Source organism: Methylobacterium sp. 1A (assembly GCF_058072805.1).
In genome coordinates this window covers 2,597,206-2,622,706 of the sequence record NZ_JBYQVE010000001.1, presented here as the reverse complement: position 1 = coordinate 2,622,706, position 25,501 = coordinate 2,597,206, and the positions used below count along the sequence as shown (strand labels likewise).

Sequence of the window (25,501 nt, the reverse complement as noted above, 5' to 3'; positions counted from 1 at the left end):
AATCCGGCTCGCGGGACCGTGATGTGCGTTCGCGCACAAGCAACACCGTCGACCGCGGGTTACGGCGCACCCGCGGCGGAACAATCGTCAAGCTCGGCGCGACCGGACGGTCGGCCAACGGACAGCAGGACCCGATGCGCAGCCGGCTTCCCAGCCTACTCACCGTCTTGTCAGGCCTGATCGCGGCTCTCGCGGCAGGCCCCCTCGCGACTCCGGCCCGCGCGCAGGCGCCGGGCGGCCCGCCGCCCAAGGTCACCGTGGCCAAGCCCGTGGTGCGCCAGATCGTCGAGCAGGATCAGTATACCGGCCGCTTCGACGCGATCGATTACGTCGAGGTCCGCGCCCGCGTCACCGGCTACCTCGAGAAGATCAACTTCGTCGACGGCCAGACGGTGAAGAAGGGCGACGTCCTGTTCGTGATCGACCGGCGCCCCTACAAGGCGGCGCTGGAGCAGGCCCAGGCGGCCCTGGCCTCCGCCAAGGCGCGCCAGTCCTTCTCGCAGACGGACCTGGAGCGCGCGCAGACCCTGTCCCGCAGCGGCAACATCTCCGAGCAGGTCACCGACCAGCGCCGGCAGGCCTCGCAGACCGCCCAGGCCGACGTCGACAGCGCCCAGGCCGCTCTCAACAACGCCCAGTTGAACTACGACTTCAGCGAGGTGAAGGCGCCGATCAACGGCCGCATCAGCCGCCGCCTGGTGACCGAGGGCAACATCGTCAGCGCCGACCAGACCATGCTGACGACGATCGTGTCCCTCGACCCGATCTATTTCAGCTACACCGTCGATGAGAAGTCGTTCCTCAAGTACCAGAACAGCCTCGGCATCGGCATGGGCCAGACCCAGCAGGGTAAGGGCGTGCCGATCCTGATCGCCCTGTCCGGCGAGGCGAAGCCCACTCGCAAGGGCACGCTCGACTTCGTCGACAACCGCGTCGACAACGCCACCGGCACGATCCTGCTGCGCGCGACCGTCCCGAACCCCGACCTGTTCATCAAGCCCGGCCTGTTCGGCATTGTCTCGATGCCGGCGACCAAGCCGTTCCAGGGCATCCTGCTGCCCGACGACGCCGTGGCGGCCAACCAGGACAAGCGGATCGTCTACATCGTCGGGCCCGAGAACGTGATCCAGCAGAAGGACGTCGTGCTGGGACCGAAGGTCGACGGCTATCGGGTGATCCAGTCAGGGCTGAAGGGCGACGAGACCGTGGTGGTCAACGGCCTGTCCCGCGTCCGTCCGGGCGCGAAGGTCACCCCCGAGACGATCGAATTGCCCCCGAGCAAGACCTGAGCCCCCGGGGCTCGACACGAACGCCTTCGTGCGCGCCGCGCGGCGCGCCCCGCACCGACGACGCAGGGCCCCGTCCGGGAGACCGGCGGGCCTCAGAGGTTTGACCGATGCGTTTCGCCCATTTCTTCGTCGACAGACCGATCTTCGCGTCCGTCACGTCGATCGTCTTCCTGATCCTCGGCTTCGTGGCCTACGAGAGCCTGCCGGTCTCGCAGTACCCCGAGATCGTGCCGCCGACCGTGACGGTGCGCGCCTCCTACCCGGGTGCCAACGCCGAGACCGTGGCCGCCACGATCGCGACGCCGATCGAGCAGGAGGTCAACGGCGTCGACAACATGCTCTACATGACGTCGTTGTCGACCAACGACGGCAACATGCTGCTGACCGTGACCTTCAAGGTCGGCACGAACCTCGATATCGCGAACGTGCTGGTGCAGAACCGGCTGTCGGTGGCACAGCCGCGCCTGCCGCCGGACGTGCGCAACCTCGGCGTCACGGTCCGCAAGGCCTCGCCCGACCTGATGCTGGTCGTGCACCTGCTCTCGCCGAACAAGACCTACGACCAGAACTACCTCGCCAACTACATCTACCTGAACATCCGCGACGAGCTGCTGCGCCTCGACGGCGTCGGCGACATCACGATCTTCGGCGGTAACGAGTACGCGGAGCGCGTCTGGGTCGACCCGAACAAGCTGGCCGCCTACGGCCTCTCGGTCACCGACGTCACGACGGCCCTGCAGGAGCAGAACGTGCAGGTGGCCGCCGGCCAGCTGAACGGTCCGCCGGCCGCCAAGGGCGAGGCGTTCCAGCTCGTCGTGCAGTCGCAGGCCCGGTTCAAGACGCCCGAGCAGTTCGCCGAGGTGATCATCAAGGCGCAGGACGGGCGCCTCGTCCGGGTCAAGGACATCGCCCGCGTCGAGATGGGCCAGAAGGACTACACGACCAACTCGTTCCTCAACGACACGCCCGCGGTCGGCATCGGCGCCTTCCAGCGGCCGGGCACCAACGCGCTCGACGCGGCGGCGTCGGTCAAGAAGGTGATGGAGGAGGTCAAGAAGAACTTCCCGCCGGACGTCGAGTACCGCATCGCCTACAACCCGACGGAGTTCATCGAGGAATCGATCCACGAGGTCTACAAGACCCTGTTCGAGGCGGTCGGCCTCGTGGTCATCGTGGTGCTGGTGTTCCTCCAGAGCTGGCGGACCGCCCTGATCCCGGTCATCGCGATCCCGGTCTCGCTGATCGGCACCTTCGCGGCGATGGCCGCCTTCGGCTTCTCGCTGAACAACCTGACCCTGTTCGGGCTGGTGCTCGCGATCGGCATCGTGGTCGACGACGCGATCGTGGTGGTGGAGAACGTCGAGCGCAACATGGCCGAGGGCCTGTCGCCGGGCGACGCCGCACACAAGACCATGGACGAGGTCGGCGGCGCGGTCATCGCCATCGCGCTGGTGCTCGCCGCGGTGTTCGTGCCGACGGCGTTCATCCCGGGCATCTCGGGCCAGTTCTACAAGCAGTTCGCGCTCACCATCGCGGCCTCGACCCTGATCTCGGCCTTCAACTCGCTTACCCTGTCGCCGGCGCTCTGTAAGCTGCTGCTGGTGCCCCACCACGCCCGCAAGGAGCCGAAGTTCTTCCTGACGCGGTTCGTGAACTGGCTGGCGAACGGCTTCAACCGCGCCTTCGACGCCACGTCGAACGCCTACGGCCGGACGATCCGGGTGCTCACCGGCGGGATCGTGGGCTTGGGCGTGATGCTGCTGGTCTACGCCGCGGTGATCGCTGGCACGCTCCACCTCGCGCAGACGACCCCCACGGGCTTCATCCCGGACCAGGATCAGGGCTACCTGATCGGCGTCGTCCAGCTCCCGTCCGGCTCCTCCCTCGACCGCACCACGGAGGTGTGCCTGCGCGCCGCCAAGCAGGCCCGGACGGTCGACGGCGTGGCCAACGCGGTGATCATCGCGGGCTTCGACGGCGCGACCTTCACCAACACGACCAATGCCGGCGTGATGTTCCTGACCCTCAAGGGGGCGAAGGAGCGCGCGGAAGTGGGTCGGAGCGCGGCCGTCATCACCGGCGACGTGCTGAAGGCGACCTCGGACATCCAGGAGGCGCGGGTCATCGTGATCCCGCCGCCGCCCGTCCGCGGTCTCGGCAACGGCGGCGGCTTCAAGATGCAGATCGAGAGCCGCCAGTCCTCGGATATCGGCCCGCTCATGGCCGCCGCCGGCGAGGTGATCGCCCAGGCGAACCAGAGCGCGGACGTGCAGCGCGTCTTCACGACCTTCGACAACTCGACGCCGCAGCTCTTCCTCGACATCGACCGCACCATCGCGCGGATGCTCAACGTGCCGCTGGCCAACGTGTTCTCGTCGGTCCAGGCGGATCTCGGCGGTACCTACGTCAACGACTTCAACACCCTGGGCCGCATCTACCAGGTGCGCCTGCAGGGCGACGCGGCGTTCCGCACGTCGGTGCAGGACATCTCGCAGATCAAGGTGCGCTCCTCCACCGGCGCCCTGGTGCCGATGGGCACCCTCGCCTCGGTGCGGGACGTGACCGGTCCGCAGATCGTGCAGCGGTTCAACCTGTACTATTCGGTCCCGGTGCAGGGCGTGGCCAAGCCCGGCGTCTCCACCGGACAGGCGCTCACCGCCATGGAGGAGATCGCCAAGAAGGCGCTGCCCGACGGCTACTCGTACGACTGGACCGAGATCGCCTACCAGCAGAAGGCGGCGAGCGGCACGGCCGGCGCGGTCTTCGCCCTCGGCGTGCTGCTGGTCTTCCTCGTGCTCGCCGCGCAGTACGAATCCTGGGCGCTGCCGCTCGCGATCCTGCTGGTGGTGCCGACCGGCGTGCTCGCCGCGCTCGCGGGCGTGCAGTTCCGGGGGCAGGACAACAACATCCTGACCCAGATCGGCCTGATCGTGCTCATCGGCCTCGCGGCGAAGAACGCGATCCTGATCGTCGAGTTCGCACACGACATCGAGCAGCGGGAGCATCGCGGCCCGGTCGAGGCGGCGGTCGAGGCCTGCCGTCTCCGCCTGCGCCCGATCCTGATGACCGCCTTCGCGTTCATCCTCGGCACCCTGCCGCTGGTCGTGGCGACCGGCCCCGGCGCCGAGATGCGCCAGGCGCTCGGCACCGCGGTGTTCTTCGGGATGATCGGCGCGACCTTCTTCGGCCTGTTCCTGACCCCGGTCTTCTACGTGGTGATCCGCCACTTCTCGATCTGGCTGGGCCGGTTCCGGAAGAAGCACACGCACGGCGATCCCGGCGGCGCCGCCCCAGCCCACGGCTGACGGCACACGCCCCTGGGCCGCGGAACGATGGAAGCCGCGCCGGATCCGCGAGGATCGGGCGCGGCTTCCGCGCGACGGGCGGGGGCACCCGGTGTAGAGGCTCGCGGCATGCACGCCCTCGGTCGCCTGATTCTCGGGGCCTTCGCCCTGCTGCTCGCCGTCCCCACGGGCCTCGCGGTCCTGGTGCTGGCGCTGCTCGTCGACCCGGCCGCGCAGGCCTGGCTGACCGGCGGGGCGCTCGCCGGACTCGACATGGCCCTGTCGGACCTCTCGGCCGGGCTGCCGCCGGAGGGGCTCGCCCTGCTCCTCGCCGGCCTCGCCAAGGCGCTGTTCGCGCTGCTGTTCGTACCCCCGGCCGTGATCGGCCTCGGCGGTGAGATCCTCGGGCGCCGCGGCCTGCTGTGGTACGGCGCCGGTTGCGGGCTGCTCACCGCCGCCCTCCCCTGGCTGACGCGCGGCGCGCTCCGGTCCGGCGGCGCCCGCGACGCCGCCCTCCTCGCGGGCGAGGCGCGCCTGACGCTGATCCTGTTCGCGGTCGGTGCCAGCGCCGGCCTGGTCTACTGGCTGGTCGCCGGGCGCGGCGCGGGGCTCGTCCGGGACGGGCATCGCCCCGAGGGCGCCTGACGCCGCCCGGCACGTCGCCCTTGGCCGCGGACACGCGGGCGCGCTACAGGGGAGCCGCCACGACACGGTTCCCGATGCTCGCCCTCCGCTCTCTCGCCTTCAACGTCTGCTTCTACGCCGTCACGACGGTCCTGGCCTTCGCCGGCCTGCCCATGCTGGTCTCCGGCCGGTCGGTGCTGCGGCTCGCCCGCGCCTGGGGGCGGATCACCCTGTGGCTCCTGCGAGTCGTCGCGGGAACGCGGGTCGAGTTCCGCGGGCTGGAGAACATCCCGGCCGGCCCCCTGCTGGTGGCGGCCAAGCACCAGTCGGCCCTGGAGACGCTGGCCCTCTGCACGGTGCTGCCGAACTTCGCCTACATCCTGAAGAAGGAGCTGCTGCTCATCCCGCTGATCGGCTGGTACCTGTCGCGCAGCGGCATGGTGGCGATCGACCGGTCGAAGGGCAGCCGGGCCATGAGCCTGATGAACGCCGCCGCCGGCGCGGCGATCCGGGACGGCCGCCAGCTCATCATCTTCCCCGAGGGCACCCGGCGTCCGGTCGGGGCGCCGCCCGCCTACAAGCAGGGGCTCTCGCACCTCTACACTGCCCTGAACGTGCCCTGCCTGCCCGTGGCGCTGAACACCGGCCTGTTCTGGTCGCGCAACAGCCTCGTGCGCCGGCCGGGCCGGGCGGTGATCGAGTTCCTGCCGCCTATCCCGCCGGGCCTTCCCCGCCAGGAGTTCCAGGCGCTGGCCCAGGAGCGGCTCGAGACGGCCTCGAACGCCCTCGTCGAGGGCGGCCTCCAGGGCCTCGCGGCCGAGGGGCAGGCCGTGCCGGCCGACGAGGCGCCGGCCGCCGCAGACGCCCGACGCTGAGCCGTTCGCGAGCGCGGTTTTCCGCGTCGGACCGGCGCCCGGCGGCTTGTGGATAACGGGCATCGTCGCCACATCTCGCTCTAGGAACGTCGCCCTTGACGCCTGTGGATATCGCGCGTTAGGTTAGAACAAATGGCGAACAGAAGAGCCCTGTCCTGGTCGGCCGCGCTCCGCGACCTGAAGGACGATCGCACCCGGAGGCAGGATGTGCGTGAAGAACGCCTCAAGACGACCGCGGGTCTGCGCGGCTCCCCCGCGCTCCCGCTCTCGGCCTGGCGCGGCCGCTCCGGCCGGCGCTACGTGGTCGGTGTCCACCCGGCCGGCGGCTTCGACCTCGACGAGATGGCGCGGGCCGTGGTGATCGCCGTCCGCCGGGACAACGCCGGCATCGCCGAGATGGTCTCGGTGGCGAGTTCCAGCGAGAGCCCGCGCGACCACCTGCGCCGGACCTGGCTCGACCGTGTCCGCCGCCGGGGCGCCACCGAGATGCACGTCCACCGCCTCGCCGAGAACGAGGCCGAGCGGACGGCGATCGTCGAGGATCTGCAGGTCGACACCGTCGAGCCGGCGCAGGTCTGACCGGGGACGTGCCGCGCGCGGACGGATCGCGTCCGCGGCGGTCGACCCGTGGCGGTGCTGCCCCAGTTTCGCCCCTTGCGTGGCCACAAGCCGGGGTCACGATGTCCCCGCGGGGACGGGTCGGGGAGCGGAACGCATGGTGCAGGATCGGACGCGGCCGGAGGGTGCCGCTGAGACAGCTCCGGTACGGGGCGCGCGGCGATCCCGGCGGGGGCTGTTCCTGCCCTACATCCTGCTCGCCCTCGTGGTCGTGGGCTGGTCGGCCGGCTGGCTGTGGATGCGGGAGCGCGCGGCCAGCGAGATCGACGGCTGGATCGCCCGCGAGGCGACCGCCGGACGCACCTGGACCTGCGCGGACCGATCCCTCGGCGGCTACCCGTTCCGCCTGGAGCTGCGCTGCAGCGCCGTGACCCTCGAGCGCGCCGACGGACGCTTCCGGCTCGGCCCGAGCACAGCGGTGGCGCAGATCTACCAGCCCCGCCTGGTCGTCTTCGAGAGCGCGGGCCCCTTCCACGTCGAGCAGGGCCCGCTGACCGGCGACGCGTCCTGGACCGCGCTCCAGGGCAGCTTCCACGGCGCCGCGGGGGGCTTCAGCCGCGCGTCCCTGGTCGTCGACAAGCCCGACATCACCGTGACGGGCGCCGAGCCCGGCCCGATCGCGGTCTCGGGGCGGCATCTCGAGCTGCATGCCCGGCCGAGCCCGGGCCGCTTCGACTCCGACGGCGCCGTGGATGTCAGCCTGCGCCTGAACCAGGCGGCGGTTCCGCAGCTCGACGCGGTCACCGGAACGCAGGATCCGGCCGATCTGGCCCTGGACGCGACCCTGACGCAGGCGACCGTGCTGCGCACTGGGACGGTGGCGCGCGAGCTGGAGCGCTGGCGTCAGGCCGGCGGTGCCCTGGACCTGACGGCCCTGTCGCTGGCCAAGGGGGCGCAGCGCGTCCAGGCGAAGGGCAGCCTCGCCCTCGACGCCGCCCACCGGCCCGCCGGGCAGATCGACCTGCGGGCGGCCGGCGTCGACGCGCTGGTCGGCAGCATCGTCGGCCAGCGCTTCGGCTCGGACCGGGGGGCGCTGGTGGGCCAGCTGGTCGGCGGGCTCCTGGGGCTTGCCCAGCGTCCGGGGCCGGACGCGCCGGCCGACGCGACGCCGCTGAAGGCGCTCCCGCCGCTGCGGCTCGTCGACGGCAAGCTCGTCTTCAGCGGCTTCCCGATCCCGAACGTCTACGTGCCGGCCCTGTACTAGGGGAGCGACCCTGCCGGCCGGCACTGCCGGGTGGGCGGTGCGGGCGCGATCGGTATGACCGCTCGGCGCGCCGCGGGCCTGCTCGTCGGTGCGGGATCGGCTATAGGAGGCCGATGGCCTCCTCCCCGCCCCCGACCCGCGTGAAGATCTGCGGGCTCAGCACCGAAGCGACCCTGACCGCCGCTCTGGAGGCCGGGGCGGACTGGATCGGCCTCGTGCACTTCCCCCGCAGTCCCCGGCACGTGGCGCTGGCGGGGGCCGCCGCGCTGTCCGCTCTGGCCCGCGGCCGGGCCGAGCGGGTCATCCTGCTCGTCGATCCGGACGACGCGCTTCTCGCCGCGTCCGTCGAGGCGGTGGATCCGGATCTGGTCCAGCTCCACGGCCGGGAGAGCCCGGAGCGCGTCGCGGCGATCCGTGCCCGGACAGGACGGCCGGTGATGAAGGCGCTCGGCATCGCGACGTCGGCGGATCTCGCGGCCCTGCCGGCCTACGCGGCGGTCGCCGACCGGATCCTGCTGGACGCCAAGGCGCCGCCGGACGCCGCCCTGCCGGGTGGCAACGGCCGGCGCTTCGATTGGGAGATCCTGCGCGGCGCCGCGCTCCCGCCCGGGACCATGCTGTCGGGCGGACTGGATGCCGGAAACGTGGCCGACGCCCTCGCCCGCACGGGGATCGGCGCCGTCGACGTCTCGTCTGGGGTCGAGACGGCGCCCGGGGTGAAGGATCCGGCGAAGATCGCGGCCTTCGTAGCGGCGGCGCGCGGCCTGCGCTGAGGGGACCGCCTCAGCGCGGGGCCGGCAGGGCCGTCCGGCCGGTATTCGGGACCGTGTAGACGCCCGAGGTCTCGGTCTCCGGCGCGTAGGCCCGCAGGCGGGTCGCCTCGCGCTCGTGCCGGACGGCCTCGCGGCGGTGATAGCGCGCCCGCGCGCGGGTCTTGCCCTGGCCGAGCCACGTGAAGATGCCGCCCACCACGATGCCCAGGGCCACCGCGCCGAACAGGATCGCGTAGAGCGGGAGATCGACGCTGAAGACGGGCGCGTCCACGTTGAACGGATCGAAGGAGAGCCGCACCGGCGCGCGATTGGCCACCGCGAGGAGGATCACCAGGGCGGCGATCGGCAGCAGCACGAGGCTCTTCAGGAAACGGATCATCGCGCTCACAGGTCCTTCCTACTCGGCGGCCGAGGCATTCTCGCCGATCCCGGCGGCGTTCAGGCGCTGGCGCATCTCCTTGCCGGTCTTGAACACGGGGATCGCCTTCTCGGACACGGCAACGGCGGCACCCGTGCGCGGGTTGCGTCCCCGGCGCGCCTCCCGGCGCTTGACCGAGAAGGCGCCGAAGCCGCGCAGCTCGACCCGGTCGCCGCGGGCCAGCGCGTCGGAAATGGTGTCGAGGATCGCGTTGACCAGGATCTCCACGTCGCGCTGGTAGAGATGCGGGTTCTGCTCGGCGATCTTGAGGACGAGCTCCGACTTGATCATGGCGTGGGATCTTCTCGCGGGATCGGGGCGGGCTGCGCGGCGGTCGTTCAGGGTTCCGGGCGCCAGAGGGCGAGCATCCCGCCCCGGGCGGCCTCGGCCTCGGCGCCGACGGACCGCAGCCGCGCCGCGAGGCCTTCCAGGCCGAGGAGGTCGGCGCCGATCCCGGCGGCCGACCACAGGGAGAACCGGCTTTCCGAGGCGGGCTTCCAGTCCTTGATCGGCAGGTTCGTCTGGACGCCGCGGGCGCTCTCCAGCCACGCCACCGCCTGCCGCTCGCCGCCGAGCTCGTCGACGAGCTTCAGCGGCACGCTCTGGCGCCCGCTGAACACCCGTCCGTCCGAGACGGTGCTGAGCTGGGCCGGATCCATGCCGCGGCGCTCCGCGACGAGGCCCTTGAACCACGCGTAGGTGTCGCCCACCACGGAGGCCAGCGCGGCGCGCGCCTCCGGCGAGGTCGGGGTGAAGCCCGAGGGCTCGGCCTTGAGCGGCGACGACTTCACCGACTCGACCTTGACGCCGACCTTGTCCAGCAGGCCCGAGAAGTCGGGGTACTGGAACAGCACGCCGATCGAGCCGACCAGGCTGGTCTCGCGCGCGACGATGTGATCGGCCGCGATCGCGGTAATGTAGGCGCCGGACGCGGCGGTGCCGTCCACGAAGGCCACGATCGGCTTCTTGGCGGCGAGTGCCCGGAGGTTGCGGAAGATCTCCTCCGAGCCCGTAGTCGTGCCGCCGGGCGAGTTGATCGAGACGATCACGCCCTTCACGGCGTCCGAATCGCCGACCCGCTTCATCAGCTTGGCGGTGGCCTCGCTCCCGGCGATGAAGCCCGAGACGGAGATGCGGGCGATCTGGGGCTGCACCGCGAAGGCGCCGTCCGCGCCCGTCCGCACCCGGTACCCGAGGGCCCCGACCGCCACGATGAGGCCGCCGACGCCGAGCACGCGCCAGAGGGACAACCTGCGGCGCAGGCGCCGCCGGTCAATCAGCAGTTCGGCATCGGCTGCCATGCTGTCGCTTCCCCTAAAGCACCCCGACCGGCCCCTCGACGGGGTGCGGGAGCCGTACCCCCGCGCCGGGCAAGTCCTTGGTTTCCTTCGGCTCGCTCCGTCCGAGCCGTGCGAGGCCGGTGTTCTAGAGCATTTTCCGCGGGCGTGGATACGGGGCGCGTGAAGAAAATGACGGGGCCGCCCGTCGCTGTCGCGTCGGGCGGCGCGACCGGGCCCGCTGCGCGGCCCCGGCAACCTTGGATTGCCGGCGCCCAAAGAAAAACCCGCGCGGGACCGGGGTCCCGCGCGGGTCTCAACGCGGCGGATCCGCCGCCCGGACAGGCCGGGCGGCAGGGGCCGTCTCTCACTCGTCGTCGGAGCGCTTCTTGTTGAAGGCGGCACCGAGGATGTCGCCGAGGGAGGCACCCGAATCGGCAGAGCCGAACTGGGCCATGGCCTCCTTCTCCTCGGCGACCTCGAGGGCCTTGATCGAGACCTGAACGCGGCGGGCCTTCCGGTCGAACTGGACGACGCGGGCGTCGAACTTCTCGCCGGTGGCGAAGCGCTCGGGGCGCTGGTCGCCGCGGTCGCGGGCGAGTTCGGCCCGGCGGATGAAGGTCTGCATGTCGGTGTCGACGATCTTCACCTCGACGCCGGCATCCTTCACCTCGACCACCTCACAGGTGACGATCTGACCCTTCTTGATCTCGCCGGCCTCGGCGAAGGGGTCACCGCCGAGCTGCTTCACGCCCAGCGAGATCCGCTCCTTCTCGACGTCGACGTCGAGAACCTGGGCGCGGACCATGTCGCCCTTCTTGAACTCCTCGATGACCTGCTCGCCGGGACGGTTCCAGTCGAGATCCGACAGGTGGACCATGCCGTCGACATCGCCCTCGAGGCCGATGAACAGGCCGAACTCGGTCTTGTTCTTGACCTCGCCCTCGACCTCGGAACCGACCGGGTGCTTCTCGGCGAAGGCTTCCCAGGGGTTCTGCAGGGTCTGCTTGAGGCCGAGCGAGATGCGGCGCTTGACCGGATCGACTTCCAGGATCTGAACCTCGACCTCCTGGGAGGTGGAGACGATCTTGCCCGGATGGACGTTCTTCTTGGTCCAGCTCATCTCGGAGACGTGGATCAGGCCCTCGATCCCCGGCTCCAGCTCCACGAAGGCGCCGTAATCGGTGATGTTGGTCACGCGGCCCTTGAGCTTGGCGCCCTCCGGGTAGCGGGCGGCGATGCCCTCCCACGGATCGGCGAGCAGCTGCTTGATGCCGAGCGAGATGCGGTGCGTCTCGTGGTTGATCTTGATGATCTTGACCTTCACGGTCTGGCCGATCGTGACCACCTCGGACGGGTGGTTCACGCGGCGCCACGCCATGTCGGTGACGTGCAGCAGGCCGTCGATCCCGCCGAGGTCGACGAACGCGCCGTACTCGGTGATGTTCTTGACGACGCCGTCGATGACCTGACCTTCCTCGAGGTTGGCCACCAGCTCGGAGCGCTGCTCGGCGCGGCTCTCCTCGAGGACGGTCCGGCGCGACACGACGATGTTGCCGCGGCGGCGATCCATCTTGAGGATCTGGAACGGCTGCGGGGTGCCCAGCAGCGGGGTGACGTCGCGGACCGGGCGGATGTCGACCTGCGAGCGCGGCAGGAACGCCACGGCGCCGTCGAGGTCGACCGTGTAGCCGCCCTTGACCTGGTTGAAGATCGTGCCGGTGACGCGGTCGTTGTTCTCGAACGACTTCTCGAGCTTGACCCAGCTCTCCTCGCGGCGCGCCTTGTCGCGCGAGATGACGGCCTCGCCGAGCGCGTTCTCGATCCGGTCGACGTAGACCTCGACCTCGTCGCCGACCTTCAGCTCGCCCTCGCGGCCGGGACCGGTGAATTCCTTGAGCGCGACACGGCCTTCCGTCTTGGCGCCGATGTCGATGACGGCCACGTCCTTCTCGATCGCGACGACGCGACCCTTGACGACGGAGCCTTCGGTGATCTCGTGTTCGAGGAAGCTCTCCTCGAGGAGGGCTGCGAAATCCTCGCGGCTCGGGCCACGCCCCAGAGCGGTACCTGCGGTCATTCTGTCTCCTGAACGGCCCCCGGCGGAGGCCCGTTGCGTCGGCGGCTCGCGTTGCAGGCGCCCCCGTTCGCCGCGGCCTTCCCGGAGTCTTTCGGGAGAGGCGACCGGTCCCGCGGGACCCGGTTTGCCGACGCGTCGATACGGATGACGAGGGCGGTCCGTCCGGCGGCCCGGCGGGCGCGCCAGAAGACGAGCGCGCGAGGGCGGATCCGGGAGGACGCGCGTCCCTTACAGCATCGGCCTTGCGACTTCAACCGATTAGGGTTTTAGGCTCGCCGGGCAGAGGACGGTCCGCGGGGTCCGGGCGATATCGGTGGTCTTGCCGCCGGCCGCAGATCCGGCAAACTCGTCCGCCGTCGAACGTTTGCGGTCGCGCTTCCGCCGGCTGAGGGGGCAACCCCGCTCGACCGAGGTCCGCGCCGGTCGGCGATCCGGGGCGTAAGGGGGTGAAGCGTGGGTTGTCCTGATCTCGACTCTCGGGCTGCCCGCCGTCGGCGCGGCGGCACCGCGCGCTCCGCGCGATCCGGGGCCTGAGCCCCCGATGCCGAACGGGTACAACACCCCGATGGAGATGCTGGCGCGCAAGCTCGACAGCATCGCGCGGCTGTCCGATTCCGACCGCGCGGCGCTCCTCGATCTGCCGCACACGGTCCGGAACCTGCCGGCCCGCCACGACATCGTCCGGTTCGGCGACCGGCCGACCCACAGCTGCCTCGTCCTCCAGGGCTGGGTCTACCGCTACGCCGCCCTCGCCGAGGGGGGGCGGCAGATCCTGTCGTTCTACATCGCGGGCGACCTGCCGGATCTGCAGAGCCTCCACCTGCACCGGATGGATCACAACCTCGCCACCCTGACGCCCTGCGTCGTGGCGCTGATCGCGCACGACGATCTGCGCGCGGTCCTCCTGCGCAATCCGGGGCTCGCCGGCACCCTCTGGCGCGACAGCCTCATCGACGCCGCCCATTACCGCGAGCGGATCACCAGCCTCGGGCGGCGGCAGGCGCTGGGCCGCGTGGCCCACCTGTTCTGCGAGCTCTATCTCCGGCAGAAGGCGGTCGGGCTCGCGCGCGGCCTGAGCTGCCCGCTGGTGCCGAAGCAATCCGAACTCGCCGACGCGCTCGGCCTGACCAGCGTCCATCTCAACCGGGTCCTGCGCACCCTGCGTGGACGCGGGCTCGTCACGCTGAGCGGCGGCATCCTGACCATCGAGGATTGGGACGCGCTGACGGAGGTCGCGGAGTTCGACCAGACGTTCCTGCACCTGGCGAACAACGCGGCGCCGGCCCGAGAGACCGCCGAGGCGGTCTAGCGGGTGGGGCCGGGTGACGCGGCGGGCGCGCGCCTCAGGCGGCCCGGGCCAGGGTCTCCGGCGCCTCGGTCACCGCGTCGGTGTGGACGTCGAACCGGACCAGATGGGCGGCACCGAAGCTCGTCGTCAGGGCGCAGTCGGTGGCGTCGCGGCCGCGGGCCATGACGATGCGGCCGATGCGGGGCCGGTTGTGGCGGGCGTCGAACGTGTACCAGCGCGGCCCCTCGGGCCCTTCGAGGAAGACCTCGAACCACGCGGAGAAGTCCATCGGCGCCGGGTCCTTCGGCACGCCGATATCGCCGAGGTATCCGGTGGCGTAGCGCGCCGGGATGTTCATGCACCGGCACAGGGTGATCGCCAGGTGCGCGAAGTCCCGGCACACGCCGACGCCCTGTGTGTAGCCGTCGAAGGCGGTGCGGGTCGCGTCGGCCTGCTGGTAGTCGAAGCGCAGGCGGGTGTGGGCGAAGTCGACGATCGCCTGGACGCGGGCCCAGCCCTCCGGCGTGCCGCCGAACAGGGACCACGCGATGCCCGACAGCTTGTCGGTGTCGCAGTAGCGGGAGCCGAGCAGGTACGGCACGACCTCGCCGGGCAGGTCCTGAACGGCGATCTGCCGGGCGCCGGGGGCCTGATCGTCCGGCAGCCCGCTGTCGGCGATCGTGAAATCGGCCGCCATGGTGATCCGGCCGCCCGGCGCGACGATGCGCGTGCAGACATTGCCGAAGGCGTCGACGTGCTGCGACGCCGCGACGGGCGGATCGAAGGCGATCACCTCCGGCGTCAGGAGGTCGCCCCGCCGCTCCGGGCGCACGTTGAGGAGCAGGTTCATCGGCGTGGGGCCGAACGTGTCGAAGGCGATCGAGAAGCCGGTGCGGATATGCATCGTCGGGGACCGTGAGGAAGGACGCCGGCCGACGGAGCGGCAGGCGGGCCGTTACAGTACAGGGCCCAATAAGCCGCGAGCCGGGGTCGAGTTCCGTCGATCAGGCCAGTTCAGGCCGGTTTGAACTGCCCGAATATTTGGCAGAGCGGTGCCCGCGCCGGACGTGCCGCGCCCGAACCGGCCGGCATCCGATGAGCCATGCGAGAGCCTTGCGGGAGCCATGCGGCAGGCAGTGGGCGGGGCTGCGGTCAAGCGGGGCGGTCCGTCACCGCGCCATGTTGCAACGCACACGGCGCCCTCTTATCCCAGGCCGCTCGACTCCAGGGCCTGCCGGCACCGCCCGGCCCGGCCTGCTGCCAGACGATCGACGCCCATGACGCCCGACAAGCTTTCTCTGCCGAAGGACAAGATCCGCGTCCTGCTGCTCGAGGGCATCAACGACAGCGCCGTGGCGCTGATGCGGGCGGCCGGCTACACCAACCTGACCCGCCTGCCGAAGGCGCTGGACCGGGAGGCCCTGCACGAGGCGCTCCAGGGCGTGCACATGGTGGGCATCCGCTCGCGCACGCAGCTCGACGCGGCCGCCTTCGAGGCGGCGGACCGGCTCCTGGCCGTGGGCTGCTTCTCGGTCGGCACCAATCAGGTCGACCTGGACGCGGCGCGCCACCGGGGCATCCCGGTCTTCAACGCGCCCTTCTCCAACACCCGCTCGGTGGCGGAGCTGACGATCGGCGAGATCGTGATGCTGCTGCGCCGGATCGTTCCGCGCTCGGTGGGCGCCCACGCGGGCCGCTGGGACAAGTCGGCGGTGGGCTCGCTGGAGGTGCGCGGCAAGACGCTGGGCATCGTCGGCTACGGCAATATCGGCACGCAGCTCTCGACCCTGGCCGAGGCCATGGGCATGCGCGTGCTGTTCTACGACCACACCGACAAGCTGCGCCACGGCAACACCGAGCCGGTCGAGACGCTGCACGCCCTGCTGGCGCAGAGCGACGTCGTCTCGCTGCACGTGCCGGAGACCGACGCCACCGCCAACATGATCGGCGCCGCCGAGATCCGGGCGATGAAGCCCGGCGCCTTCCTGATCAACAACGCCCGGGGCACCGTGGTCGATCTCGAGGCGCTGGCCGCGGCCCTGCGCGACGGCCATCTCAAGGGCGCGGCCGTCGACGTCTTCCCGGTGGAGCCCGGCTCGAACGCCGAAACGTTCGTGAGCCCGCTCCAGGGCCTCGAGAACGTGATCCTCACCCCGCATATCGGCGGGTCCACCGAGGAGGCGCAGGAGCGGATCGGCTCCGAGGTGGCGCGCAAGCTCGTGGACTATTCCGATATCGGCTCGACGGTCGGCGCGGTGAACTTCCCGCAGGTGCAGCTCCCGGCCCGTCCGACCGGGACGCGGTTCATCCACGTCCAGCGCAACCTGCCCGGCATGCTCGGGCGGCTCAACGACGTGTTCTCCCGCGGCCACGTCAACATCGCCGCGCAGTTCTACCAGACCGACGGCGAGGTCGGTTACGTGGTGCTGGAGACCGACGCCACCGACGCGGATGCCGAGGCGCTGCTCACCGAGATCCGCGCCATCCCGGGGACGATCCGGGCCCGCCTCCTCTACGAGCGCCGCTGATCCCGAGGCGGGCGCGGGAATTTACGATGCGCGCGTGAACGCGGCGGGTCTTGCCGCGTTCGTCTTGCGCGGCCAAGCTGGCCGCTGTTCAAGTCATGGACGGCACCATCGACGGCCTCGGCCGGTCGAGCGCCCGGCCGGCGGAGGAATTGCGGTGACGAAGCGTGTAGCGTGCGCATGGGCCGGCCTCGTGCTCGGCATCGTCGGGTCGGTCTCGGTCGTCTCCGGCGCGTCGGCGGATTGCCTGCGCCGGGTCTACAACCGGTCGAACCTCGTTCTGGTCGCCCGTCAGGACGGCGGCCCGCCCGCCACGCTGCTGCCCGGCCAGTCGCTCCCGGTGCGGCTGGCGCGGCCGGGCCAGATCGACATCGCGGCCTATTGCGGTGCGCCGGGCGCGGGCGGGACCCCGGTCACCCAGCGGACCTTCGATTACGAGGCGGTGCTCGACCGCTGCTTCGTCCGGTTCGGGGGCGACCTGTTCGTGCCGCAGATCGGGCGCGGCTTCATCGGTCTCCAGGAGACGGCCCCGTTCACCGTCAACAACCCGCGCCAGGGCGACATCATCCTCGGGCCCGCGGCCGGCGCGTCTTGCCCGCTGCCGGCCACCGCTCCCGTGCTGAGCCGCCGGGGTTGAGCGTCAGAGATAGTGCCGGAAGACGACGCCCGCGTCGTCGGTCGCGCCCGGTTGCGCGGGCGACACCGGCCCGATGAACGGGCTCGCGAGGCGCAGGGCCACGAGTCCGAGGGCTGCGAGCGCCGGGGTGAGCAGGCGGAACGGGCGAGCGAGCATGGACGCCTCCGTCGCGCCGCCGATCCCGCCCGCGTCGTGCGGACAGACTGGGTGCGCCTGTGAAGGATCGCACCTTACGGCCGAGCTGGACGTGCCGAAGCGCACATGGGTAACGTTAAGGTCGTGCCCGGATCGCGGGGCCGGCGGGGACGACGTGACGGTCGGGCGCTTGCGTCCATCACCTCGCTGGCAAGTCCGCCGATGCCCTCCTATGCTGCCCACATCGGGGGCTGCCTGGGATCGCGCTGCACGGGCCGCGGCGGCGCTTCCCGGGTAGAACCGACTGCGTGAACGAGGACGCGCGTATGCTGACCCAGACAGGCAACTCGATTCTCCGAGGCGATCTCGGCGTCGAGGAGACCACCGAGTCCGACAACATCGTCCGCTGGGACGGCGAGCGGCTCTACGTGGAGCAGGACGTCTACCACAACGGGCAACTGGTTCACCGCAAGTACCGTCGCACCGTCACCGAGCCCGTCGCCCACGCGCTCTGGGCGATCATCAACCGCGCCAAGCAGTGAGCTGGCAGTGAGTTGGCGGGCGCGTCGCGGACGCGCCCGCCCGATCCGGGCTTCCGCCAGCCCCGGCCGCGCCGGAGCGGAGCCTCGCGGACGTGTCCGGCCGGCCACGGCGGGTCGGGGACCGGATCTTCGAGCGGTGCGGCAGGAGACGCCGCCTGTATCGGTTGCGCGGCGGGGCGTTCGGTCCCGGATTCCGGTCCCGGCGTCCCAGATCTCCGCTGTCCTCGACGATCCCGCGGCGGCGCGTCCCAGCCCGAGGCGCGGCCGCACCGACATCCCGTCCGCGCCGGGCGCTCCGGGCTCAGCCCGAGACCGCGCGCAGCTAGGCGGCGACGGCCGCCGTCGGTGCGACGAGGGTGAGATGGGCCGGCCGCAGCGCCTCGAGGCGGTCATGGGCGTTGTCGAACGCGGCCCGGATCGTCGTGCCCGCGTCCTCGACGGCGACCAGCACCGCCAGCTTCTGGGCGGTGGCTCGATCGGCGAGACCGCGCGCGGCCGAGACGAGCGACTGCTCCAGGCTCAGGAATTCCGTCTCGGCATCTTTCCCGGCCTCGCGCGCCACCGACGCGAGGCGGTCCAGTACGGCTTCCAGGGCGTGGCGCAGGACAAGCGTCCGCACGCGCTCCTGCAGGAGCGCCCTCTCGTCGATCTTCATCGGAATCGGTCCGGGTTCGGGAACACGGCCAAGCTCTCATACTTCGGGGGCGTGTGCAGCCACCTTTTTGCAACAGCGCAATACTGTCTCGCGACATGAGCGCTCCGCGGGCTCAACGTCTCGCGGGCCCGATCCGGCACAGTTGTTCTACAATCGTGTGCCGAGTATTTGGGCATTTCCAGAATCGAATGCGCCGTCTCGACAGATTCAGCGCACAGAAACGCCCGCGTGCAGGCCCGGTTCGCAGTCCGAATACCTCCGCTCCGGCAGGGGCGATGCTGGGGGCCACACCGCTCGAGCCACCGTCCGACCCGAGCCCGCGGCGTCCGGAGGGCGCTCCGCGGGTCAGTACGGCGTGCCGCCCCGGCGCCGCTCCCGCAGGGCCTCGGCGTGCCATTCCAGCTCATCGAGGAAGCGGCCGGCCGCCGCCGCGAGCCAGGGCTCGGCGGGGACGCCCTGCGCGTCAATGACCTTCTGGAGTCGCGGGATCGGCAGAAGGGAGGGGATGCTGGACATGCCCATCTCGGCGAGCATGGCCCGCAACGGCATCGCGGCCCGGACGCCGCCGAACTGGCCGGCCGAGTAGCAGCAGATGGCCGAGGGCCGCCAGAAATACTCCTCGAGGAAGTGATCGAGCGTGTTGGACAGTGCCGGCGGCACACCGTGGTTGTACTCGGCCGTGACGACCAGGAAGGCGTCGGCGCGGCGGAAGAGGTCGGCGCAGCGCTGCAGGGGCTCCGGCGCCGTCCCGGCCGGGTATTCCTTGTACATCCGGTCGAGGAGCGGGAGCGCCAGCTCGGCCGGATCGACCAGGGGGGCGGCGTGGCCGCGGGACTCCAGCTGCGCGATCAGGAAGCGCGCGGCGCGGATGCCGATGCGGTCGGTCCGAACGCTGCCGAGGATCACGGGGACGGTCAGGGCCATGGCGCTCTCCGGTTGCCCCGATCATGCCAGAGGCGGCCGCGCCGCTCCAGCCGCGGGCCAAGCCCGGGATCGTCAGACCTTGGTGGTGCTGGTCAGCGCGGCCGCGATGCCGAGCGGTCCGCCGGCCGCGTAGGCGGTCACCGCCTTGGTCACCTGCTGCAGGAAGGATTGCAGGTCGCTGCCGCTGCCGGTCGCCGTCGCGGGATCGGCGGTCGCGGTGGCGGACGTGCTCGCGGACGAGGCCGCGGATGAGGCCGCGGACGCGTCGGTCGCGGTGCCGGCCTGGGCCGCACCCTCGCTCTGCTCGGCATCCGACACCGGCCGGTGGCCGTGATGGCCGCGATGGTGATGGACGGCGGACGCACCGCCCGCGGCCTGACCGGGCGCCGTACCGGTGGCGGTGCCGGTCGTCGACGTGTCGTCGGCGTTGGCCGCGGCTTCCGCGGGCGTCGTGACGCCGTTCTGCAGCCCCATCTGGCTGAAGTCCGACTGCAGCTGGAGGAGCGACGCCATCAGGTCGTTCGACAGGGTCGGAGTCGAGGCCGTCCCGGTCGACGGGGCCGTGTCGTCCGCGGCCGCCTGCTTGCCGGTCTCCTGGTTCGCCGTCGCGGCGGTGCCGACATCGAGGCGGGCAACGTTCGCCGCGCGCGCCTGCCTGAGGGCGCTGACGAGGTCCCGCTGGAGTGAACTGCCCGAAACCGTGTTGACCGACATGGTACGCCTCCGCGACCGCCCTCACGGTGGTCAGGCACGGGTCGTTCCAGAATTTTCCCAATGATTTCAGCGGCGGGTCCGGGCTCTCGGCCGGCAGGATCGGCCGAGCGGCAGAATCTGCCGGCCGCGCCGACCGACAGATACCGCATCGGCACGGATCCGGTCGGGGCGCGCGCGCCGGTCGTCGCGACGGCGCAGGTTCTCGGGCGGTGTCGCCGTCGCCGCCACGAAGATCCGGGCCCGTTCGCATCGTCTCGCGCGGTTCCCGAACAGCCGCGACGTGCCGCCATCGTCGCGCGATTGTCCGAAGTAGAACAGTCGATCAATCGCCCCATCGCGGTCGCGATGAGCGGAGGTAAGTGTGTCGTTCTATTCGCGGGCCACGGCTCAGCTCTCGAGCGTGGCCGGAACAACTGCGCCCGGAACGATGAGTACCCTGTCGGGTTGGCTCCTTACTGGTCACCACGAGGTGCACATGACGACCAAGCCACCGCCCGTTCCGCCGGCCAACCGGTCCGACAAGGGCCCCGGCAGCGCCACCGAAGCGCCGCTCACGCAGGGGCGCGCCGGATCCCAGACCAAGGATCCGGACAAGGTCGGCCAGGCCGGAAACTCCAAGGTGAACACCACCAACCAGGGCTACCAGCAGGATCGCTGACCGCCCGATCCGCGCGGGCACCGCGAGCCGCCGTGCCCGAGACGTGTTGATCCGCATCGGAGAATGATCATGGCGAATGCCAGTCGGCACAAAGTCGGTCCCGGCGCTCAGGGTAAGGGAACCGGATCCGGGGCCATGTCGGACCTGCCCGACGGCGTGCTGCCGGAGAACATGGTGCTCAGCAACCGCGACAAGTCGCGGCGCAGCGACGAGCGCGGTCTGGACAGCAAGAACGTCCAGACCGAGCAGTACCAGGACCACGCCGGCAACCGGCAGGTGGTTGCCGAGACGGGCGCCGACACCGACGGCAACACGAGCGGCCTCGCGAACCCGAAGACGGACGAGTCTGGGACGCAGAGTAGCCTCAAGGCCCAGCAGCACTCGTAGGTCTCCGGCTCACGAGCAGGGCGGCGCGCCGCTCTCCGATCTGTGGCGGGACAAAAGGAAGCGGGATTGGCCGTCTCGGGCGCGACGTTGATCAGAGTAGACGCAACACAGCCTGAGTGGCGACCATGAACACGACAGTCACAGCGATCGCGTCGGCAATCCTTGCCGGCGCTCTCCTCGGGGCGCCGACCGGAGCCATGGCGCAGGCGGGCAGCTTCGCCAACCACGGCTTCGGCAACCACAATTTCGGATCGGCGGCCGTCGGCGGCGGCTTCAGCAGTCCCGGCGTCGGGGCCGGCGCCGCGGGCGGCGGCTTCGCCAACCGGGGCTTCGGCAATCACGCCTTCGGGCCGGCTGCCGGTGCCGGAGGGGGTAGCTTCGCCAATAACGGCTTCGGCAACCACAATTTCGGCCGACCGGCTGTCGGCGGCGGATTCGCCAATCCAGGGTTCGGGCACGGGCTCGGCGCCCACCGGGGCTACGGTCATCATCGCCATTACGGCTACAACCGCGGCTACTACGGCCGCCCCTACGGCTACGGCTACGGCTACGGACGGGGCGGATACGGGCTCGGCGGCCTCGGCCTCGGCGTCGCCGTGGGCGGTCTGTACGGCGACTACGGTTATCCGGGATACGGCTACAACACCGGATACTACGGCGGTTACGCGCCCGTCACGTACGGCTACGCCGACACCGAGACCTACCGTGTCGCGGACGACGACCGCTACTGCGCGCGCCGGTTCCGATCCTACGATCCGCAGAGCGGAACCTATCTCGGCCGGGATGGACGTCGCCACCGCTGCCGGTGAGCCGCGACCGTCCTGACGACGGCCGCATCCGGCTCGGACCATCCCCGCAGACGCCGCGGCGTCGGCGGGGATGAAGGTGCCATCGTCACGACCGGCCGGGACGGCGCGGCGGATCGCCGGCGCTAGGCGTCCGCCTCGCTCGCGTCATCCCCGCCGGTCGCACCCAGTGCGGGCCCAGGCCGATACGCGTCGAGCGTCGCGTAGGCATCGGTGTCGGTGAGCCCGAGCCGTTCCATGTCGGTCAGGAAAGACAGGATGTCGGCGTCGACCGGCTCGCCGCTCTCCTTGCGCTCGATCAGGGTATTGACCAGCTCGAGGGCGCTGATCGACGTGGCGCTGGGTTCGTTCGCATCGGGGAAAGCCATGGCCGGTCTCTCGCAGGAGGGCTCCGGGAACTAGGTCACCGCGAGGCCATCGGCCACACGCGACGGTCGTCGCGATCGATCACAGTCGATGTCGCCGCGCGCTCCGACAGCGCCATGCTGCATCCGTCACATCGTCGGATGCGACGTCGGCGCGCTCTCGCGATACAGGGCCTCGTGCTGCCACGGGGGATGGTGCGCGTCCGGTCCGACGTGCCGGCCGACATACAGGGACGCGAGCAGGCCGAGCAGGAGGAACAGACCGATGGTCACCGCGTCCGGATGCCGGCGCGCGCTGTGGATGCCGAAGCACCCCAGCGTGAAGACGGCCGCCAGGGCCAGGGAACCGAGCATGCCGCCCGACATCGGGATCACCGCCGTGCCTGTCGTCGTGGCTCAGCGCGCCGCGCCACATCGGGGCGGGCGGCACGGGCGCACGACGTAGACGTTCGAGGGCGCGCGAAACATCCCGCCATCCATCGGCGCCACCGCGCGCCGGATCCCGCGGGGAGTGTGGAGGATCGATCTGCGACGGCACCGGTCGGCAGAGGCGCCGGCACGCCCGCATCGCGCCAGTCGAACACGGCACGTCGCACGTATTGACGGATGCCGGAACGGCAACGCTGTTCCCGAACCTCAGAACCCGGGACGGGTGAGAGATCCGAAAACTCAGTTCGATCAAGATGTTGGTAAGTGGATGGCTCCCCGAGCAGGACTCGAACCTGCGACAAGGCGATTAACAGTCGCCTGCTCTACCAACTGAGCTATCGGGGATCACGAGGGGGTCTCTACACACCGGGATGGCGTGACGCAAGGGCCTCGATGCACGATCCGCGTCCAAACCGACGCGCTGCGCCCCCCGACACAGCGCGTGGCGCCTCCCGCGGAGGTCGGGAGGCCCGGAATGTGACTGATCGGCAACATCGTCGCCGAGGCCCGTCGCCGGCTCTGCCGGTCCGCGGCCGGTGGAAGTCATCCGTCTGTCGTCTCCCGCTCCTACGGGGACCGCCTGCCGGCGCGCCGGTGTGACGACCCTGCCGCTATGCCGACCCATCGCTGTCTCGACCCACAGGACCCCTACGCCGAACGCGAGGTGCGCGTCGCCTTCGAGTGGAGCGCCGACCATCCCCGCCTGATCGCGGCCCTGGACGAGCACGAGGCCGATATCCTCCCCGACCTCGTGGAGGCCCAGCGCGACGATCTCCGTCGCGAGATCGTGGCCGCCCTACCGCTTCCAGAGCCGTGCATCCCAGGTCGGACCGAGATCCGCCTGCCGTGATCGCCGACCTGTGTCCCGCGCGGTCGGGCGCGCGGCGATCCAGCTTCGTCCGGGCGAAACAGTGCTCCTGCCTGCCGGCGCATCTGCCGGCAGCGCTCGCGAGACTGAACTGACAATCCGGCACCGGCCGAGATCCGCGAATTCTTCCTCCGATGAGCTCTTGGATGCGGAGGTTGAGCCGGGCCGCGCGATGGCAAAAATTTCGGAGCTTCGGAGTATAAGATAAATGTTTTTGCCGGCTATATTTACCTGTTCAAAAAGATTTGCTTCGATATAGCTGCGGTCACACGAATCTCCGGCCAGAAGCGGCTCGTCGCCATGCGCATCTCACTCGGCCTGAAGCTCTCCGCTGTGATCGGGCTGCTGGCCCTGGTGGCGATCGGCATCGCTGCCTTCGCGGTTCGACAATCGAACTGGGAGCAGGAGCGGGCGGCCGCCACCGACCGGATCTGGAACGCCGGCCTTCAGGCGGGCGCCCTGGGGCAGGCGATCGAGCACGCGGTGGTGCAGGCTACGGCCCTCTACACCGCGGAAGACACGACCGAGGCGCGCACACGGTTGTCGGCGCTCCACGACGCCCTCGCCACCGTGGAGCAGGTGCGGGTGCCCTTCCTCGAGGCCATGGAGGATCAACTCCCCGCCGACCGTCGGCGGCGGTTCGACCTCTTCGTCAAGGAATTCGTCGCCTACCAGACCGATACGGCCGAACTCGGTCTCACGGTCTCGCCCAAGGCCGCGCTGATCCAGGCGACCGACGAGGCGACCGTGAAGAACCGCGAGCGCATGGTCGCCGAGATCGGCATTCTCGGACGGGAGGTGCTGAACCGCCTGAACGCCCGTCGCGCCGCGGACGCGGCCGACCGCCGTCGGGCGCGGATCACCCTGGTGGCCGTGCCGGCCGCGGCGCTGGCGTTCGGCCTCCTCGCGGCGATCTGGATCATCGTGAGCCAGGTGCGGCGGCCGCTGCATCGGCTCAAGGACGGGATGACGGCGCTCGCCGCCAACGATCTCGGCCGCGCGATCCCGTTCACGCACCGCCGCGACGAGATCGGCGAGATGGCCGCCGCCATCGCGGCGTTCCAGACGGCGCTGATCGAGAAGCGCGACCTCGACGCCGAGGCGCAGGCGCGGCGCGACCGCGACCGCAGCCGGGCGGAGGCCCTGGCCGCGGCCACCCGCACCTTCGAGGCCGAGACGCACCGCGCCGTCACCGATCTCGCCGACTCGGCCGAGGCGATGCAGGCGGCGGCCGACACGCTCTCGGGCAACGCGGGCGCGATGGCGGCCGAGTCGGCCGTCGTCGCCGGAGCGTCGCAGCAGAGCGCGGGCCTCGTCGACAGCATCGCCAGCGCGGCCGAGGAGCTCTCGGCCTCGGCGCGGGAGATCGAGGCGCGGGTCCGTCACACCAGCGCGATCGCCACCTCGGCCCTCTCCGACACGCAGGGGCTCAAGGAGACGGTGATGAGCCTCTCGCAGGCGGCCGAGGAGATCGGCGCCGTGGTCACGCTGATCCGCGAGGTCGCCGAGCAGACGAACCTCCTCGCGCTCAACGCCACGATCGAGGCCGCCCGCGCGGGCGCCGCGGGGCGGGGCTTCGCGGTGGTCGCCGCGGAGGTGAAGGCGCTGGCCGGCCAGACGGCGCTCGCCACCGACCGCATCACCGGGCAGGTCGGGGCGATCCAGGGGGCCGCCGGGCGCACGGTCGGCGCCATCGGCACGATCGGCGAGACCATCGCCCGGATGAGCCTGATCGCCTCCGAGGTCGCGGACGCCACCGACCAGCAGGGGCAGGCCAGCCAGGAGATCGCGCGGGCGATCTTCGGCGCGGCCGCGGAGGCCCGGCAGGTTTCCGAGAGCGTGGCGGGCGTTCAGGCCGCGGCCGCGTCCAACGAGGCGCAGGCCGGGCAGGTGCGCGGCAGCGCCGCCCGGGTCAATGCCGGGACCCACAGCCTGCAGCGGGCGATCGAGACCTTCATGGTGGAGGTCCACGGCGCCTGACGGGCGCGCACCGGCCCGTCACGGCCGGCACAATCTGTCTGGGAAGGATGGAGGCCTCGCCCGGAATCGAACCGGGGTGCAAGGATTTGCAGTCCTCTGCGTAACCACTCCGCCACGAGGCCTTCCCGAACGGCGCTGCCGTCCCG

General features: G+C 70.9%; 27 protein-coding genes and 2 tRNA genes. 16 read left to right on the top strand and 13 right to left on the bottom strand.

What is annotated here, in order from left to right; genetic code table 11:
• Positions 1–134 precede the first annotated feature (134 nt).
• The 7 genes from ACX9MN_RS12885 (at position 135) to ACX9MN_RS12855 (ending at position 8,667) form a co-directional block, all read left to right on the top strand.
• The gene (locus ACX9MN_RS12885) at positions 135–1,289 is read left to right on the top strand and encodes an efflux RND transporter periplasmic adaptor subunit (protein ID WP_091676637.1); all 1,155 of its coding nucleotides are present in this window, start codon (positions 135–137) and stop codon (positions 1,287–1,289) included.
• 107 nt (positions 1,290–1,396) lie between these two features.
• Entirely contained in the window at positions 1,397–4,594 is a 3,198-nt protein-coding gene (locus ACX9MN_RS12880) for an efflux RND transporter permease subunit (protein ID WP_056530065.1), read from the top strand.
• Positions 4,595–4,702: 108 nt separating this feature from the next.
• Positions 4,703–5,218 (top strand): hypothetical protein, encoded by a 516-nt coding sequence (locus tag ACX9MN_RS12875; RefSeq protein WP_489724641.1) that lies wholly within the window; start codon positions 4,703–4,705, stop codon positions 5,216–5,218.
• Between the two features lie 74 nt (positions 5,219–5,292).
• Complete coding sequence (locus ACX9MN_RS12870; protein ID WP_489724640.1) at positions 5,293–6,072, top strand: lysophospholipid acyltransferase family protein; 780 nt, start codon at positions 5,293–5,295, stop codon at positions 6,070–6,072.
• Between the two features lie 132 nt (positions 6,073–6,204).
• On the top strand, positions 6,205–6,651 hold the full coding sequence (locus tag ACX9MN_RS12865) for a hypothetical protein (RefSeq protein WP_132366734.1): 447 nt from the start codon (positions 6,205–6,207) through the stop codon (positions 6,649–6,651).
• A 136-nt stretch (positions 6,652–6,787) separates the two neighbouring features.
• A complete protein-coding gene (locus ACX9MN_RS12860) occupies positions 6,788–7,894 on the top strand; it encodes a DUF2125 domain-containing protein (protein WP_489724639.1) in 1,107 nt (368 codons plus the stop codon).
• A 113-nt stretch (positions 7,895–8,007) separates the two neighbouring features.
• Complete coding sequence (locus ACX9MN_RS12855) at positions 8,008–8,667, top strand: phosphoribosylanthranilate isomerase (RefSeq protein ID WP_091676647.1); 660 nt, start codon at positions 8,008–8,010, stop codon at positions 8,665–8,667.
• 10 nt (positions 8,668–8,677) lie between these two features.
• Here the strand turns inward: ACX9MN_RS12855 and ACX9MN_RS12850 are convergent, their stop codons facing one another.
• The 4 genes from ACX9MN_RS12850 to rpsA form a co-directional block, all read right to left on the bottom strand.
• Positions 8,678–9,046 (bottom strand): LapA family protein, encoded by a 369-nt coding sequence (locus ACX9MN_RS12850; RefSeq protein ID WP_026604778.1) that lies wholly within the window; start codon positions 9,044–9,046, stop codon positions 8,678–8,680.
• 18 nt (positions 9,047–9,064) lie between these two features.
• Positions 9,065–9,376, bottom strand: a complete 312-nt coding sequence (locus ACX9MN_RS12845) for an integration host factor subunit beta (protein WP_012319412.1) — start codon at positions 9,374–9,376, stop codon at positions 9,065–9,067.
• A gap of 47 nt (positions 9,377–9,423) precedes the next feature.
• Positions 9,424–10,386, bottom strand: a complete 963-nt coding sequence (gene sppA / locus ACX9MN_RS12840) for a signal peptide peptidase SppA (protein WP_020092171.1) — start codon at positions 10,384–10,386, stop codon at positions 9,424–9,426.
• 343 nt (positions 10,387–10,729) lie between these two features.
• Positions 10,730–12,442, bottom strand: coding sequence for a 30S ribosomal protein S1 (gene rpsA / locus ACX9MN_RS12835; protein WP_010683172.1), 1,713 nt, complete (start codon positions 12,440–12,442; stop codon positions 10,730–10,732).
• A gap of 541 nt (positions 12,443–12,983) precedes the next feature.
• Here rpsA and ACX9MN_RS12830 point away from each other — a divergent pair.
• Positions 12,984–13,751, top strand: coding sequence for a Crp/Fnr family transcriptional regulator (locus ACX9MN_RS12830; protein WP_489724638.1), 768 nt, complete (start codon positions 12,984–12,986; stop codon positions 13,749–13,751).
• A 34-nt stretch (positions 13,752–13,785) separates the two neighbouring features.
• On the opposite strand, the gene ACX9MN_RS12825 is transcribed toward ACX9MN_RS12830, so the two are convergent.
• Positions 13,786–14,634 carry a transglutaminase-like domain-containing protein gene (locus ACX9MN_RS12825; protein ID WP_489724637.1) on the bottom strand — a complete coding sequence of 283 codons (849 nt, stop codon included), beginning with the start codon at positions 14,632–14,634 and terminating at the stop codon, positions 13,786–13,788.
• Positions 14,635–15,007: 373 nt separating this feature from the next.
• Between ACX9MN_RS12825 and serA the strand changes: the two genes are divergently transcribed.
• Both serA and ACX9MN_RS12815 read left to right on the top strand, forming a co-directional pair.
• A complete protein-coding gene (gene serA / locus ACX9MN_RS12820; protein WP_091976388.1) occupies positions 15,008–16,258 on the top strand; it encodes a phosphoglycerate dehydrogenase in 1,251 nt (416 codons plus the stop codon).
• 154 nt (positions 16,259–16,412) lie between these two features.
• Positions 16,413–16,892 (top strand): hypothetical protein, encoded by a 480-nt coding sequence (locus tag ACX9MN_RS12815; protein ID WP_489724636.1) that lies wholly within the window; start codon positions 16,413–16,415, stop codon positions 16,890–16,892.
• 3 nt (positions 16,893–16,895) lie between these two features.
• Here ACX9MN_RS12815 and ACX9MN_RS12810 read toward each other — a convergent pair whose 3' ends face one another.
• Positions 16,896–17,048, bottom strand: a complete 153-nt coding sequence (locus ACX9MN_RS12810) for a hypothetical protein (protein WP_489724635.1) — start codon at positions 17,046–17,048, stop codon at positions 16,896–16,898.
• A 305-nt stretch (positions 17,049–17,353) separates the two neighbouring features.
• On the opposite strand from ACX9MN_RS12810, the gene ACX9MN_RS12805 reads away from it, so the two are divergent.
• Positions 17,354–17,569 carry a hypothetical protein gene (locus tag ACX9MN_RS12805; protein ID WP_020092165.1) on the top strand — a complete coding sequence of 72 codons (216 nt, stop codon included), beginning with the start codon at positions 17,354–17,356 and terminating at the stop codon, positions 17,567–17,569.
• Between the two features lie 322 nt (positions 17,570–17,891).
• On the opposite strand, the gene ACX9MN_RS12800 is transcribed toward ACX9MN_RS12805, so the two are convergent.
• The 3 genes from ACX9MN_RS12800 to ACX9MN_RS12790 form a co-directional block, all read right to left on the bottom strand.
• Positions 17,892–18,224, bottom strand: a complete 333-nt coding sequence (locus ACX9MN_RS12800) for a hypothetical protein (RefSeq protein ID WP_020092164.1) — start codon at positions 18,222–18,224, stop codon at positions 17,892–17,894.
• A gap of 345 nt (positions 18,225–18,569) precedes the next feature.
• Positions 18,570–19,148, bottom strand: a complete 579-nt coding sequence (locus ACX9MN_RS12795; protein WP_091676658.1) for an NADPH-dependent FMN reductase — start codon at positions 19,146–19,148, stop codon at positions 18,570–18,572.
• 72 nt (positions 19,149–19,220) lie between these two features.
• Positions 19,221–19,862, bottom strand: a complete 642-nt coding sequence (locus ACX9MN_RS12790; protein ID WP_489724634.1) for a cell wall anchor protein — start codon at positions 19,860–19,862, stop codon at positions 19,221–19,223.
• 475 nt (positions 19,863–20,337) lie between these two features.
• Here ACX9MN_RS12790 and ACX9MN_RS12785 point away from each other — a divergent pair, with 475 nt between their 5' ends.
• From ACX9MN_RS12785 to ACX9MN_RS12775, 3 genes are all read left to right on the top strand, one after another.
• Positions 20,338–20,520 carry a hypothetical protein gene (locus tag ACX9MN_RS12785; protein ID WP_012319429.1) on the top strand — a complete coding sequence of 61 codons (183 nt, stop codon included), beginning with the start codon at positions 20,338–20,340 and terminating at the stop codon, positions 20,518–20,520.
• A 69-nt stretch (positions 20,521–20,589) separates the two neighbouring features.
• Positions 20,590–20,907: a hypothetical protein gene (locus ACX9MN_RS12780; RefSeq protein WP_489724633.1), complete on the top strand. Its 318-nt coding sequence runs from the start codon at positions 20,590–20,592 to the stop codon at positions 20,905–20,907.
• Positions 20,908–21,032: 125 nt separating this feature from the next.
• Positions 21,033–21,716, top strand: coding sequence for a BA14K family protein (locus tag ACX9MN_RS12775; protein ID WP_489724632.1), 684 nt, complete (start codon positions 21,033–21,035; stop codon positions 21,714–21,716).
• Positions 21,717–21,838: 122 nt separating this feature from the next.
• On the opposite strand, the gene ACX9MN_RS12770 is transcribed toward ACX9MN_RS12775, so the two are convergent.
• From ACX9MN_RS12770 to ACX9MN_RS12760, 3 genes are all read right to left on the bottom strand, one after another.
• Positions 21,839–22,081, bottom strand: coding sequence for a hypothetical protein (locus ACX9MN_RS12770; protein WP_056530108.1), 243 nt, complete (start codon positions 22,079–22,081; stop codon positions 21,839–21,841).
• Between the two features lie 126 nt (positions 22,082–22,207).
• Complete coding sequence (locus ACX9MN_RS12765; protein ID WP_489724631.1) at positions 22,208–22,432, bottom strand: hypothetical protein; 225 nt, start codon at positions 22,430–22,432, stop codon at positions 22,208–22,210.
• A gap of 344 nt (positions 22,433–22,776) precedes the next feature.
• A tRNA-Asn gene (locus ACX9MN_RS12760) sits at positions 22,777–22,852 on the bottom strand.
• Positions 22,853–23,120: 268 nt separating this feature from the next.
• Here ACX9MN_RS12760 and ACX9MN_RS12755 point away from each other — a divergent pair.
• Both ACX9MN_RS12755 and ACX9MN_RS12750 read left to right on the top strand, forming a co-directional pair.
• Positions 23,121–23,357 (top strand): hypothetical protein, encoded by a 237-nt coding sequence (locus tag ACX9MN_RS12755; RefSeq protein ID WP_056527886.1) that lies wholly within the window; start codon positions 23,121–23,123, stop codon positions 23,355–23,357.
• 318 nt (positions 23,358–23,675) lie between these two features.
• Positions 23,676–25,355, top strand: a complete 1,680-nt coding sequence (locus tag ACX9MN_RS12750; RefSeq protein WP_489724630.1) for a methyl-accepting chemotaxis protein — start codon at positions 23,676–23,678, stop codon at positions 25,353–25,355.
• A gap of 48 nt (positions 25,356–25,403) precedes the next feature.
• On the opposite strand, the gene ACX9MN_RS12745 is transcribed toward ACX9MN_RS12750, so the two are convergent.
• Positions 25,404–25,477: transfer RNA gene (locus tag ACX9MN_RS12745), tRNA-Cys, on the bottom strand.
• Between the last annotated feature and the right edge of the window lie 24 nt (positions 25,478–25,501).

Excerpts from the sequence above, each read along its gene's own strand:
- ACX9MN_RS12885 (WP_091676637.1), top strand. The coding sequence starts at position 135 with ATGCGCAGCCGGCTTCCCAGCCTACTCACCGTCTTGTCAGGCCTGATC.
- ACX9MN_RS12880 (WP_056530065.1), top strand. The coding sequence starts at position 1,397 with ATGCGTTTCGCCCATTTCTTCGTCGACAGACCGATCTTCGCGTCCGTC.
- ACX9MN_RS12875 (WP_489724641.1), top strand. The coding sequence starts at position 4,703 with ATGCACGCCCTCGGTCGCCTGATTCTCGGGGCCTTCGCCCTGCTGCTC.
- ACX9MN_RS12870 (WP_489724640.1), top strand. The coding sequence starts at position 5,293 with ATGCTCGCCCTCCGCTCTCTCGCCTTCAACGTCTGCTTCTACGCCGTC.
- ACX9MN_RS12865 (WP_132366734.1), top strand. The coding sequence starts at position 6,205 with ATGGCGAACAGAAGAGCCCTGTCCTGGTCGGCCGCGCTCCGCGACCTG.
- ACX9MN_RS12860 (WP_489724639.1), top strand. The coding sequence starts at position 6,788 with ATGGTGCAGGATCGGACGCGGCCGGAGGGTGCCGCTGAGACAGCTCCG.
- ACX9MN_RS12855 (WP_091676647.1), top strand. The coding sequence starts at position 8,008 with ATGGCCTCCTCCCCGCCCCCGACCCGCGTGAAGATCTGCGGGCTCAGC.
- ACX9MN_RS12850 (WP_026604778.1), bottom strand. The coding sequence starts at position 9,046 with ATGATCCGTTTCCTGAAGAGCCTCGTGCTGCTGCCGATCGCCGCCCTG.
- ACX9MN_RS12845 (WP_012319412.1), bottom strand. The coding sequence starts at position 9,376 with ATGATCAAGTCGGAGCTCGTCCTCAAGATCGCCGAGCAGAACCCGCAT.
- sppA (WP_020092171.1), bottom strand. The coding sequence starts at position 10,386 with ATGGCAGCCGATGCCGAACTGCTGATTGACCGGCGGCGCCTGCGCCGC.
- rpsA (WP_010683172.1), bottom strand. The coding sequence starts at position 12,442 with ATGACCGCAGGTACCGCTCTGGGGCGTGGCCCGAGCCGCGAGGATTTC.
- ACX9MN_RS12830 (WP_489724638.1), top strand. The coding sequence starts at position 12,984 with ATGCCGAACGGGTACAACACCCCGATGGAGATGCTGGCGCGCAAGCTC.
- ACX9MN_RS12825 (WP_489724637.1), bottom strand. The coding sequence starts at position 14,634 with ATGCATATCCGCACCGGCTTCTCGATCGCCTTCGACACGTTCGGCCCC.
- serA (WP_091976388.1), top strand. The coding sequence starts at position 15,008 with ATGACGCCCGACAAGCTTTCTCTGCCGAAGGACAAGATCCGCGTCCTG.
- ACX9MN_RS12810 (WP_489724635.1), bottom strand. The coding sequence starts at position 17,048 with ATGCTCGCTCGCCCGTTCCGCCTGCTCACCCCGGCGCTCGCAGCCCTC.
- ACX9MN_RS12805 (WP_020092165.1), top strand. The coding sequence starts at position 17,354 with ATGCTGACCCAGACAGGCAACTCGATTCTCCGAGGCGATCTCGGCGTC.
- ACX9MN_RS12800 (WP_020092164.1), bottom strand. The coding sequence starts at position 18,224 with ATGAAGATCGACGAGAGGGCGCTCCTGCAGGAGCGCGTGCGGACGCTT.
- ACX9MN_RS12795 (WP_091676658.1), bottom strand. The coding sequence starts at position 19,148 with ATGGCCCTGACCGTCCCCGTGATCCTCGGCAGCGTTCGGACCGACCGC.
- ACX9MN_RS12790 (WP_489724634.1), bottom strand. The coding sequence starts at position 19,862 with ATGTCGGTCAACACGGTTTCGGGCAGTTCACTCCAGCGGGACCTCGTC.
- ACX9MN_RS12785 (WP_012319429.1), top strand. The coding sequence starts at position 20,338 with ATGACGACCAAGCCACCGCCCGTTCCGCCGGCCAACCGGTCCGACAAG.
- ACX9MN_RS12780 (WP_489724633.1), top strand. The coding sequence starts at position 20,590 with ATGGCGAATGCCAGTCGGCACAAAGTCGGTCCCGGCGCTCAGGGTAAG.
- ACX9MN_RS12775 (WP_489724632.1), top strand. The coding sequence starts at position 21,033 with ATGAACACGACAGTCACAGCGATCGCGTCGGCAATCCTTGCCGGCGCT.
- ACX9MN_RS12770 (WP_056530108.1), bottom strand. The coding sequence starts at position 22,081 with ATGGCTTTCCCCGATGCGAACGAACCCAGCGCCACGTCGATCAGCGCC.
- ACX9MN_RS12765 (WP_489724631.1), bottom strand. The coding sequence starts at position 22,432 with ATGCTCGGTTCCCTGGCCCTGGCGGCCGTCTTCACGCTGGGGTGCTTC.
- ACX9MN_RS12755 (WP_056527886.1), top strand. The coding sequence starts at position 23,121 with ATGCCGACCCATCGCTGTCTCGACCCACAGGACCCCTACGCCGAACGC.
- ACX9MN_RS12750 (WP_489724630.1), top strand. The coding sequence starts at position 23,676 with ATGCGCATCTCACTCGGCCTGAAGCTCTCCGCTGTGATCGGGCTGCTG.